Raw genomic sequence first — 10,797 nt, 5'->3', positions numbered from 1 at the left:
GCGTTCTTCACGTGCGAGTACAGGCTCGCGGTCTTGACACCGAACCGCCGGGCGAGTTCCGCGGGGGTCGCCTGCTCGAAGCCGATCTCGTCGGCCAGCTCTGCCCCCGCCCGGACCAGGCGCTCCGTGGTCAGTCCTACCCGTCCGGCCTGTGCCATGTTCATCCTCCGAATCGCTTCTCATCCTTAGCATAGATGATTATGCATTTGCCTAATTCGATTAGGCAAATTAGCGTGCCCTTTATGAAGCCGCTGACTGAGCAAGAGATTCGTACCGCGTTTGTGAACTGCACCAAGGGCGAGGCCAAGCGTCTGAGCGTCCCCCGCGACCTGGCCGAGCAGTGCTGGGACGACCTGGACTTTTTGGGTTGGCGAGATCCCCGGGCCCCCGACCGGGCTCACCTCGTGACCGAACTGGACGGCCGCCCGGTCGGCGTCCAGCTGCGCTCCTCCGGCGTCGGCTCCTGGCAGATGCGGCGCAGCATGTGCTCGGTGTGCGTGACCACCCACACCGGGGGCGTCTCCCTGATGGTCGCGCCGAGGTCCGGGAAGGCCGGGCAGCAGGGCAACTCGGTCGGCATCTACATGTGCAGCGACCTGGCCTGCTCCCTGTATGTACGCGGGAAGAAGGACGCGGGCATCGGCGCACGCCTCCACGAGTCCCTCACCCTGGAGGAGAAGGCCCAGCGGACCGTGGCGAACCTCGCCGCGTTCATTGCCAAAGTGACCGCGTGACCCGGGCCCGCCTCCTGGTCCCACTCGTATCGCCGCCGCTGCCCGGCTCTGAATTGGCTGACCAGGGCAACGGCTCGCAATCTGATCACTGCACTGGCCGGCCCCGACCTTCGTTCAGTCCACATCCGGCCCGTTGTCGTCCTCGTCGAGGCCGGGGGCGTCCGGGTTGCGCAGCGGACGCAGGCCCTCGCGGGGGACGGGGCGATGAAGGTGTGGCGGCCCAGGACGTCACGTTCCGCTGCTTGAGCGGAGACCGTCGTACGGCATCCTCATCGTGGATCTCGTGGCCCTCCAAGCGGAGCCGGGCCACCGCAGCGTCGAAGTACCGCGTGGTCCACGGCACCACGGCGTTCAGCATCAGGCCGGCTCGGCTCCGGGGCACGCACCCACAGCCGGTACTCCGCCGCCTCCGCACTGCCGTCCTCGCGATCTCGGTGCGGCGGCACGCCTACCAGGTCATCGGGACGTGGCTGGGCCGAGCCCGCCCTGCGCCCGTCAGCCGGAATCGACACATGGCTGAGCACGACACCGACCACGCCTGCGGAATTCCCCCGGCGCGACCGCGCCCAGCAGGAGTCCGATCCCGGGCGAAGCCCCGATCAATGCCAGTGCTGCGGCGAAGAGGAGCAGAAGGGGGACCAGTGACCGCCGCGGGCCGATGAGGTCCACGATCCGTCCGCCCGCCGAGGTCCTCGCGCGACGGCGGGGCCGCGCCGCCGGGCCGCCGTCAGTGCGGCGCTGACAACCAGCGGGGGACGTCGGCGGGGGAGAGGCCGGGGCGGGCAACCGGTACCCGTCACGTATTCGAAGGCTGCGGTATTCATGGAGCTGCCCTCGGCTGGTTCCGGGAGCAGACGGCGGGGCCGCCCCGGCATCCGGTCAGCGGGCGGCGAGGAGCTCGAGCGTGTCGATCACGCGGTTCGAGAAGCCCCACTCGTTGTCGTACCAGGCGACCACCTTGACGTGGCGGCCGTCGACGCGGGTGAGGGCCGAGTCGAAGATCGACGAGGCGGGATTGCCCGTGATGTCGCAGGACACGAGCGGGTCGTCCGAGTACTCGAGGATGCCGGCGAGCGGCCCCTCCGCCGCGGCGCGGTACGCCGCCAGCACGTCGTCGCGCGTCACGTCGCGGGCGACGGTCGTGTTGAGTTCGACGATCGAGCCCACCGGAACCGGTACGCGGATCGAGTCGCCCGCCAGCTTGCCATCGAGGTTCGGCAGCACGAGGCCGATCGCCTTGGCAGCGCCCGTCGTGGTCGGCACGATGTTGACAGCGGCGGCGCGGGCGCGGCGGGCGTCGCGGTGCGGGCCGTCCTGCAGGTTCTGCTCCTGCGTGTAGGCGTGCACCGTCGTCATGAAGCCGTGCTCGATGCCGGCGAGCTCGTCGAGGACCGCGGCCAGCGGCGCAAGCGCGTTGGTCGTGCACGAGGCGTTCGAGATGATCGTGTGCACGGCCGGGTCGTACGCGTCGGTGTTGACCCCGAACGCGAGCGTGACATCGGCGCCTTCCGACGGCGCACTGACGAGCACCCTATTTGCGCCTGCGTCGAGGTGGGCGCGGGCGGCCGTGGACGACGTGAAGCGGCCGGTCGCCTCGAGCACGATGTCGACGCCGAGCTCGGCCCACGGCAGCTGCGCCGGTTCGCGCTCGGCGAGCACCGTGATGCGACGGCCGTCGACGACAAGGGCGTCCCCGTCGGCGGTCACCGGACGGCCGAGCCGACCGGCCGTCGTGTCGTAGGCGAGCAGCCGCGCGAGGGTGGTGGGCTCCGTGAGGTCGTTGACGGCGACGACCTCGAGGCCGCTGTCGCGCTCGAGCAGTGCGCGCAGCACATTGCGTCCGATGCGGCCGAATCCGTTGATGGCGATGCGAGTCATGAATGGTGTCCCTTCGGTTCGCCATCAGGTTCGCTTGCAGCCTCCACCCGTGACAGCGGCGTGAGTGCCATGGCTCGAAAGGATCGCGCCACGGCGGCGGGCTACTCGCCCTGGGCGAAGGTGCGCCGATACTCGCTCGGCGTGGTGCCGAGGATGCGCTGGAAGTGCAGTCGCAGATTCGCACCGGTGCCGAGACCGACGTCGGCGGCGATCTGCTCGACGCTCCGCTCCGAACGCTCGAGCAGCTCACGGGCCACGTCGATGCGGGCACGCATGACCCACTGCATCGGCGTGTACCCCGTGTCGTCGACGAAGCGCCGCGAGAACGTGCGCGGCGACACCGCCGCGTGCCTGGCCAGCACCGCGAGGGTGAGGGGCTCGCCCAGCCGGTGCAACGCCCACTCGCGGGTGGCGGCGAACCGTTTGCCGAGCGGCTCGGGCACGCTGCGTGGCACATACTGCGCCTGACCGCCGCTGCGGTAGGGGGCCGCGACCAGGCGCCGGGCCGCGTGGTTGGACGCGGCCACCCCGAGGTCGCCGCGCAGAATGTGCAGGCACAGGTCGATGCCCGAGGCGGCGCCGGCCGACGTGAGTACGCTGCCCTCGTCGACGAACAGAACGTTCTCGTCGACCTGGACGAGCGGATGCCTCGCCGCGAGCGCGCGCGTGTAATGCCAGTGCGTCGTGGCGCGCTTGCCGTCGAGCAGGCCCGTGGCGGCGAGCGCGAAGGCGCCCGTCGAGATGGCGGCGAGCCGCGCGCCCCGATCGTGGGCCGTGATCAGCGCGTCAACGACGGCCTGCGGCGGGTCGTCGCGGTCCGGGAACCGGTAGCCGGGGATGAAGACGATGTCGGCCCACGCAAGCGCGTCGAGGCCGTGGGCGACGTAGTACGACAGGCCGTCGCCGCCGGTCACGAGACCGGGTGCGGCGCCGCACACCCGCACCTCGTACGGCATGCTCGCGCGGGTCGTGAACACTTGTGCAGGAATGCCGACATCGAGCGGCTTCGCACCCTCGAGCACAAGGACGGCGACGCGATGCAGGTGGGAGGCTGGCACGGGAAAAGAGTACGGGGAGCGCGGGGCCGGCCCGTTCGTCCTTACTGGGGCCGGTCCGTTCGTCCTTAGGCGTTCCGGCGTTCCTGGGCATCACCCAGGAAGGCCGAGTGGCGCCCGGCCTCAGGTGCGCTTGAAGAACTCGACCTCCCCGACTGCGATGGGCCGCCCCTCGCCCTGGCCGGACGCGCCTCGCAGCACGAGCCGGACGGAGACGACATCGCTGATGCCGGTCTGCACCGTCTGCGGGCCCGGCTTGTCGGTGAATGTCACCGCCTTCTCGCGGACCTTGCCGTCCGCCGTGGTGACGATCAGTTCGGCCCGGGTGGGCCTGGCCCCCTGCCGGAACTCCTGGGGCTCCTTCGACACACCGGTGTGCACCACTACGCCTACCAGCCGGAACGGCTTGTCGAAGACGCACGTCAGTGAGGAGCCGAGCTCGGGTGCCCCCCAGTACTTGTTGGTCAGTCCGTCGACGGCCGCGGTCGCCGGATGGCCGGGAGCCTGGGCGCTCGCGGTGACCTCGGCCGGGCTGATCTCCGCCGTTCCGCCGAGCTTGTCCCGCACGTCCTCGAAGAGATAGCGCCCGGCCGGCAGGAGCAGGAAGCCCGCGAACAACAGCCCGACGACCGCCAGCACCAGCACGGTCCGCCGCAGCGTCCGGCCCGATCCGCTCCTCACCCGGCGGCGGAACGGCCACACCGTGCGCCACCACGGCAGCGGTGCCGGCTGCTCCCGGGTCTGCAACGGTGCCGCGCAGCGGCGGCAGAACCGGCGTCCCGGCAGGTTCGGTGTGCCGCACGCCGGACACGCAGGCCCGTCCGGCTCCTCGTCCGCCGTCACGGGCCTCACGACGGGCCGCCGCGCCATCGGCTTGGCCGGCTGCACCGCGGCGACGGGCGCGTCCGGTGCCGGTGGTTCCGGCCGGACCGGGGCGGGCTGCGCCGGTGGTTCAGGCTGTACGGCGGCGGGCTGCGCCGGTCGCGGGGGCGGCTCCGGGGCCGGTGCGGGCTCCTCGGGGGGTGGCCCGGCAGGTTCCGGTGTGCGGGACCGCGTCGGTTCCACCGGTGGATCGGGGAGCGGGGAGGGCGGGGCCCCGGACGCAGGACCCTCGGTCTCCGGCGCGGCAGCGGCCGCGGGAACGGCTGCGGGGCCTGCCTGTTCTGAAGGGCCGAGGGGTTCCGGGGCGACGGGGGGATTCCGCGAGGCCCGGGAGGACCAGCCCAGATAGGAACCGCAGTTCCCGCAGAATTCGTCGTCCTCGCGGTTGGCCGAACCGCACGCCGGACACGAGCGCATCGCGTCAGCCTCCTGTCTCGTCTGGCGGGCCCGGCAGGATCTCCACCCGGCACGTGAGGTGTACGGGGCACGAGGCCGCGACGACATCCAGGACGCGGCTCGCGTCCACCGGTCCGCCGTGCAACGCCCAGACGCGCACCAGCAGTTCTCCGGTCGGCGGCGGAGGCAGCTCCGCGCCCGGCTCGGACGACCACGCGGCGCCGCCGCCGTCCTGGATGTCGGCATGCACGCCGAAGCAGAGCCGGAGATGTTCGATCAGGCCGCGGCGGGTGCCGCGCCACCGGTGCAGCTCGACGGCGCGGGCGACAACGGCCCGCCGCAGCCCCTCGGGCCACGCCGGATCGACATCGGCCGCCACCCAGGACGACAGCCAGGGCAGGAAGTCGGCCGGAGCCAGCGACGGGTCGAAGTAGGCGGGAAGGTTGTCCAGGGTGGAAAGGACGGGCGCCAGGACGGTGTCGAGGCCCGCCGTGAACCGCTGGGCCAGGTCGTCGTCCGCGTACAGCGCGGGCAGCAGCCCGCCGATCGGGTAGCGGCTGGCCAGCCCGGGTACCGCAGCTCGGGTCATCGGACATCACCGGCCATGCCTGCGGTGACCTCGACCTGGTGCTGGTGCGAGAAGACCAGGGCGCCCGGGGCGACGTCGATCCGCTCCACCGCCGCCCCGCGCCGGCCGGTGATCGGGTCCGCGGGGAACAGCCGCACCCCCTCCACCAGGCCCACCCCCGGCACGTCCTGGAGTACGGCGAAGATCTCGCCGTACTGCACCGGCCTGCCGAACGGCCACCCGGTCCCCTCCGCGCCGCCCCGCAGCGGATCGATGTGGCGGAACAGTGCCGCGAGCGCCTCCGTGCGGACCCGGTCCACGTCACCACCGGCCGTCACCAGCCTGGCGACCACGGTGACGCCCTGGTACGCGGGCGGTTCCACCACCAGCCGGGTGCCGACCAGGCGCCGTTCGTCGAGTCGCGCCGTGACCGTCGAGAGCACCGAGTCCGACGGGATCAGCTGCTCGAACCGCAGTTGGCCCCCCTCGTCGGGCACCGCGTCCGGCACCACCAGGACCCGAACCGCACCGGCTTCGCCCGCGACGGCCGGCAGGCACCGGACCCTGCGCAGGGAAGGCGCGGCCTCGCGGGCGACGGCCTCGTAGTCCCCGGCCGTGACCGCCCGTTCCTGCACCCGGAGGATGTTGGGCGCCCGGACCTTCGCGTTCTCCACGGTCTCGCCGTCGACCCCGCCCCGGGCCGCCTCGCGGTTGTCCACGCCCGCCACGTACGGCACCGAGCTGCGCAGCACGCAGATGGCGCCCCGGGCGACGTTCCCGGCCGCCCCGCCGCCCGTCCGGTAGCGGGGGACCCGCAGCTGTGCGCCCTTCTCGGGCACCGCGCCGTAGGCGCGCATCGTCCCGTCCGGCTCGCGTACCTCCGGCGGGAACGAGAACTCGCCGGAGACGGCGTCGATCCGCACATGCCGGTCGTGCGGGGAGGAGTCGCCGAAGTGCTCCACAGCCGTCCAGACCTGCCAGCCCTCTGCGGAGGACACCTGGACGACCGGCGGCTCCCCGTCCAGCAGCAGGGGCGCCCTGCTCACGGAGAGCTTCTGCCCGGCGACGCCTTCGGAGATGCCGAGCGGAACGTCGAGGACGGTCTCCGCGTGTTCGACGCCCGTCGTGCCGCCGACGGTGAACACCTCTGCCTCCCGGATCGTCGGCGACTCGGAGTAGAACGGCTGGCCAGGTTCGGGCGCGGTGACCCGGCAGCGCAGCCACCCCGCCCGGGTCCCCGCGGTCACCGACGCCGTATGCCCGGCCGGGACGAACACGATCACCTCGCCGGGCCTGTTCAGCCCGCCGGTGCTGTCGGTGCCGGTCTGGCACGTGACCCAGCGGGCACCGTCCCACGCCTCCCACACCAGCGGCGGCTGCCGAGGGTCGACGCCCACGCCCTCCACCCGGCTGTCCAGCCGCACGGCGACGATGCACCGGGGCACGGCGGTGGGCAGCCCGAACAGCAAGGCGTCACCGGGCTCCGGCCGGGGCTGGAAGCACGGGATGTCCTTGCCGGCGCCGAGCGGTGCGGTGCGGTCGGTCTGATCGCCCGACACCGGTGCGGTGACCAGCCGGGCCAGCGAACTCGGCACGATCGGCAGGTCGTCGGAGGTGGAGAACACCACTGCTTCCTCGGCCTCGCCGCGTGAGGTGGCGACCTCCGTGCCCGCCGGGAGCCGTACGGTCTCCGGCTGTGGCGCGGACAGCCAGAAGTCGACCTCCGCCCGCGCCACCGACGGCGGGAACAGCGTGACGCCCAGCAGGTCGAGGAAGGCCGAGTAGTTCTTGTCCGGTACCCGGTTCAGCCGGTACAGCAGCTGATCGACCATGTACGCGAACGTCTCGATGAGGGTGACCCCGGGGTCCGACACGTTGTGGTCGGTCCACTCGGGGGAGCGCTGCTGGACGTACCGCTTGGCCTCGTCCACGAGTTGCTGGAAGCGCCTGTCGTCCAGATTGGGTGCGGGCAGGGCCATCAGCGCACTCCCGATTCTTCGGAGCCCTCGGAGGACGGGATGGTGTAGAAGGGGAAGACGAGGTTGCGCAGGTCGTTCGTGGCCCGCACGGTGTAATGCACGTCGATGTACAAGGTGCCCTCCTCGATGGCGTCGAACGCGATCACCACGTCGGTCACTTCGATGCGCGGCTCCCAGCGCTCCAGCGACGTGCGGACCTCGTGCGCGATGCGCCCGGCGGTGGCGCCGTCACCGGGTGCGAAGACGTAGTCGTGGATTCCGCAGCCGAACTCCGGGCGCATCGGCCGCTCGCCCGGCGCCGTGCCGAGCACCAGCCCGATCGCCTCCTCGATCTCCCGGTCCCGCTCGACCATGCCGATGCCGCCCGTGGCACCGACCCGCAGCGGGAAGCCCCAGCCACGTCCGATGAATCCGCCGCCGCTCACATCGGGCCCCCGATCAGTACGTTCAGCGCACCGCTGATGATGGGCGCGCCGCAGGTGGTGTTGTCCCGCATCCGGGCGGCGGGCAGCCCGCCGATCAGGACCTGACCGGTGACCGCGGCAGCCGGGTTGGGCGTGATCACATTCCCCGGCCCGAGCGCGGCGTGCGGGGGGACGACGCACACGTGGAGACTCCCGGCGACGGCCGCGGGCCGACCGCCGATCAGCACGGTGGCGACGGCCACCGCACCCGGGGGCGGGGTGCCGATGAGGCCGCCGTGGGCAGTGCTGTCGCCCGTGCGGGCTGCGGGGGGCATGGTCGGGGTTCTCCTTGCTGGGAAAGGGACTTCTGGGGCATCGGATGGGCAGCAGGTCGTCAGTTGAGCTTGATGAGCTTGGCCTTGAGCACGGCGAGCAGTCCGCCGTCGATCGTGACCCCCGTCCTGCCGTTGACGGTCACCGAGCTGCCCTTGATGTTCACGTCGCCCGCACCCGCGTCGAGGGTGATGCCCGACGCGGAGAGCGTCACGGAACTCAGCGCCCGGGTGCCGCCGCGGGCGTACACCGTCAGCGCGATCTCGCCCCGCCGTTCGTCCAGCCTGACGTCGAGCCGCTTGTCGCCGGTGGCGATCCGTACGCCGGACGGTCCGCGCGGAGCGTCCAGCAGCTCCAGCCGGTTGCCCGAACGGGACACCAGGGACCGGCGGTTGACCTTGCCGCTGGTCGGATCGACCAGCGGGACGTCGTGAGGCGAGGGCTTGTCGACCCCGTTGTAGAGACCGCCGAGCACATACGGGCTGTCCAGCAGCCCTTGCTCGAACCCGACCAGCACCTCGTCGTTGACCTCGGGGCTGAACACCCCGCCGCCGCCCTGGCCGCCCCACTGCACCGTACGGACCCAGTCGGTCACATAGGTGTCGTCGAGCCAGGGGAACTTCAGCCGGACCCAGCCCCGTTCGGACTTGCCCTCGCGGATGTCGGTGACCACACCGATGGCGAGACCCGGCATACGCGGGCCGCGCGAGGGTGCGTTGGAGCCGCTGGTCAGTCCCGCCAGCGAGCGGTCGGGGGCCGCGCTCACCATCACGGTCGTGCGGTAGCCGCCGTTCGGTTCGAGCACGTGGTGCGCGGCGGTCGCCGTGTAGCGCCCAGCGAACGCGGGCCCGACGTTGCCGAGGGCCACCGGCTCGCCCGCCCGTAGCTGGGGGTTGCCCTCGGCGACCGCCTCGATCTCGCCGAATCCGGAGCTCACCGAAGCGGCCACCGAACCGGCCACGGCCCTGGCCTCGGCCTGCGTCCGGTACGGCGTGTCGGTGACCGTCATCCGCGCGTTCGGGCCGAACGCCCCGGCCACCAGCGACGGGCTCATCCCGGGGGACACCGTGTCGCTGCGGATGGACTGCTCGCGGGCCACCAGCCGTGTCTTGGTGTCGACGTTCCAGCCGCGCACCTCCACGCTGTCCGCCCCGTCGGCACCGGTCAGCACGGCCCGCAGGGCCAGCAGGTTGCGTCCGTACTCCAGGACCATCGGGTGGCGGGTGGCGGAGGTGGCGGGCGAGGGGGCCGACGCTGCGGGCTTCGGCTTCACGAACTGCAGCAAGCCCTTGTCGTCCACTCGCACGTGCGCGCCGCTCTCGCCCGCGAGGTACTGGAGGAACTCCCAGTCCGAGACATTGGGCTGGGTCAGCTGCTTGTACGTGATGGGCGCGGCCTCGATCTTTCCGCAGGCCAGCCCGGCACCCGCGGCGACCTTGCGGACGATGTCCGCGGTCTTCATGTTGCGGTAGGCCACCACCTTCCGTCCACGCTGGAGCCGGTGGGCCTTGGAGAAGGCGCGGATCACCGTGAACGAACCGGTGGTGTCGCTGTCCAGCTCGACTGCCGTGACCTCACCGGTGAACAGCCGCTCGCGCACCCGCTCCTGCACGGTGACCACGGATATCTTCAGCGGGTTGCCGATGGTGAGCCCGGTGGCGGTGAGCAGCTTGTGATCGGGGTCGCGGTACGTCAGCACGGCGGTGTCCGGCAGGCCGACGTTCTCGTCCACGACACAGCTCACCAGCTGGGCGGCCCAGGCCGGTGGCAGCTCAGCGGGGGCCTCGACGATCGGATCCGCGGCGAAGGAGCGGCCGGGGGCGGTCATCGGTGGCCCTCCGGGGCATGATCTTCCAGTCCGGGCACGATCAGCTCCCTGCCGGGGATCAGCTGCATCGGGTCGTCCACGTCGTTGGCCTCCGCGATCGTGCGCCACGCGGTGGCATCGCCGTACTCCCGCCAGGCGAGCAGCGGCAGGCTGTCCCCGGCGACCACCCGGTGGGTACGGCGTGCCTCCCGCGAGCCCGAGGTGGGGTTCTGGCCGGCCGGATCCACGCTCGCCTCCTCGATCGACAGGGAGCAGGTGGCGCGCAGCGGCTTCCCGTCGACGTCGAACAACGTGTACGAGACGGAGAGGTTGGACAGCACGCCGTCGAACGAGGTCGTCCTCGACGTGCCCCAGTCGAAGCGGACCCAGGGGCTGGCGGGCGTCTTGCGGGCCAGACTGCTCGGGGTGGGCACGCACGCCAGCATGAGCTGTTCCACCGCCTTCTCCACCGAGTTGTCATGGGTGGCGGTGGAGTCCAGGAAGACCTCCAGGGACAACGACCGGGGCCCGCTGCCCACGAATTCGGGCAGTGCGGACTGCCCGGCCATCCGGGATGGCGTACGCCGCCACTCGGTGCTCTTGCTCAGCGACAGCTTCGCGGGGTTGAACTGCAACGTGAGCCGGGCGAGGTTCCCGCCGGGTTTGGCACCGACGGTCGCCGGCGGCTCCATGATGGTCAGCTGGGCGCGAGCACGGCTCGTACGGACAGCGGGTGACATTGCGCTCCTCCTTCCCGATCT

11 protein-coding genes and 1 pseudogene are annotated in these 10,797 nt (G+C 71.7%); 1 reads left to right on the top strand and 11 read right to left on the bottom strand.

Annotated features, from left to right (window positions below; translation table 11 throughout):
* A partial coding sequence (locus tag IEZ15_RS38240; protein ID WP_189281624.1) for a TetR family transcriptional regulator occupies positions 1-158 on the bottom strand: 158 nt, incomplete at its 3' end.
* Between the two features lie 84 nt (positions 159-242).
* Between IEZ15_RS38240 and IEZ15_RS38235 the strand changes: the two genes are divergently transcribed.
* Positions 243-734: an FBP domain-containing protein gene (locus IEZ15_RS38235; RefSeq protein ID WP_189281623.1), complete on the top strand. Its 492-nt coding sequence runs from the start codon at positions 243-245 to the stop codon at positions 732-734.
* Positions 735-848: 114 nt separating this feature from the next.
* Here the strand turns inward: IEZ15_RS38235 and IEZ15_RS47415 are convergent.
* The 10 genes and pseudogenes from IEZ15_RS47415 to IEZ15_RS38185 all read right to left on the bottom strand — a co-directional run.
* Positions 849-1,098 (bottom strand): annotated as a pseudogene (locus IEZ15_RS47415) (Tn3 family transposase); the annotation flags it as partial.
* 515 nt (positions 1,099-1,613) lie between these two features.
* Entirely contained in the window at positions 1,614-2,612 is a 999-nt protein-coding gene (gene gap, locus IEZ15_RS38225) for a type I glyceraldehyde-3-phosphate dehydrogenase (protein WP_189281621.1), read from the bottom strand.
* Between the two features lie 101 nt (positions 2,613-2,713).
* Positions 2,714-3,670 carry a GlxA family transcriptional regulator gene (locus IEZ15_RS38220; RefSeq protein WP_189281620.1) on the bottom strand — a complete coding sequence of 319 codons (957 nt, stop codon included), beginning with the start codon at positions 3,668-3,670 and terminating at the stop codon, positions 2,714-2,716.
* Positions 3,671-3,790: 120 nt separating this feature from the next.
* Positions 3,791-4,966, bottom strand: coding sequence for an NADase-type glycan-binding domain-containing protein (locus IEZ15_RS47810; RefSeq protein WP_189281619.1), 1,176 nt, complete (start codon positions 4,964-4,966; stop codon positions 3,791-3,793).
* 4 nt (positions 4,967-4,970) lie between these two features.
* Entirely contained in the window at positions 4,971-5,534 is a 564-nt protein-coding gene (locus IEZ15_RS38210; protein ID WP_189281618.1) for a phage tail protein I, read from the bottom strand.
* A complete protein-coding gene (locus tag IEZ15_RS38205) occupies positions 5,531-7,492 on the bottom strand; it encodes a putative baseplate assembly protein (RefSeq protein WP_189281617.1) in 1,962 nt (653 codons plus the stop codon). Before IEZ15_RS38205 ends, IEZ15_RS38210 begins: the two co-directional genes overlap by 4 nt.
* Positions 7,492-7,917 (bottom strand): GPW/gp25 family protein, encoded by a 426-nt coding sequence (locus IEZ15_RS38200; protein WP_114242526.1) that lies wholly within the window; start codon positions 7,915-7,917, stop codon positions 7,492-7,494. Before IEZ15_RS38200 ends, IEZ15_RS38205 begins: the two co-directional genes overlap by 1 nt.
* Positions 7,914-8,231, bottom strand: a complete 318-nt coding sequence (locus IEZ15_RS38195) for a PAAR domain-containing protein (RefSeq protein WP_114242525.1) — start codon at positions 8,229-8,231, stop codon at positions 7,914-7,916. The genes IEZ15_RS38200 and IEZ15_RS38195 overlap by 4 nt, the downstream gene beginning before the upstream one ends.
* A gap of 59 nt (positions 8,232-8,290) precedes the next feature.
* The gene (locus tag IEZ15_RS38190) at positions 8,291-10,057 is read right to left on the bottom strand and encodes a VgrG-related protein (RefSeq protein ID WP_114242524.1); all 1,767 of its coding nucleotides are present in this window, start codon (positions 10,055-10,057) and stop codon (positions 8,291-8,293) included.
* Positions 10,054-10,776: a CIS tube protein gene (locus IEZ15_RS38185; protein ID WP_189281616.1), complete on the bottom strand. Its 723-nt coding sequence runs from the start codon at positions 10,774-10,776 to the stop codon at positions 10,054-10,056. The genes IEZ15_RS38190 and IEZ15_RS38185 overlap by 4 nt, the downstream gene beginning before the upstream one ends.
* Positions 10,777-10,797 lie beyond the last annotated feature (21 nt).

This window comes from Streptomyces atratus (assembly GCF_014648655.1).
GTDB lineage: Bacteria > Actinomycetota > Actinomycetes > Streptomycetales > Streptomycetaceae > Streptomyces > Streptomyces atratus.
This window is presented reverse-complemented; position numbering and strand designations above follow the sequence as displayed.

Excerpts from the sequence above, each read along its gene's own strand:
- IEZ15_RS38210 (WP_189281618.1), bottom strand. The coding sequence starts at position 5,534 with ATGACCCGAGCTGCGGTACCCGGGCTGGCCAGCCGCTACCCGATCGGC.
- IEZ15_RS38190 (WP_114242524.1), bottom strand. The coding sequence starts at position 10,057 with ATGACCGCCCCCGGCCGCTCCTTCGCCGCGGATCCGATCGTCGAGGCC.
- IEZ15_RS47810 (WP_189281619.1), bottom strand. The coding sequence starts at position 4,966 with ATGCGCTCGTGTCCGGCGTGCGGTTCGGCCAACCGCGAGGACGACGAA.
- IEZ15_RS38235 (WP_189281623.1), top strand. The coding sequence starts at position 243 with ATGAAGCCGCTGACTGAGCAAGAGATTCGTACCGCGTTTGTGAACTGC.
- gap (WP_189281621.1), bottom strand. The coding sequence starts at position 2,612 with ATGACTCGCATCGCCATCAACGGATTCGGCCGCATCGGACGCAATGTG.
- IEZ15_RS38205 (WP_189281617.1), bottom strand. The coding sequence starts at position 7,492 with ATGGCCCTGCCCGCACCCAATCTGGACGACAGGCGCTTCCAGCAACTC.
- IEZ15_RS38185 (WP_189281616.1), bottom strand. The coding sequence starts at position 10,776 with ATGTCACCCGCTGTCCGTACGAGCCGTGCTCGCGCCCAGCTGACCATC.
- IEZ15_RS38195 (WP_114242525.1), bottom strand. The coding sequence starts at position 8,231 with ATGCCCCCCGCAGCCCGCACGGGCGACAGCACTGCCCACGGCGGCCTC.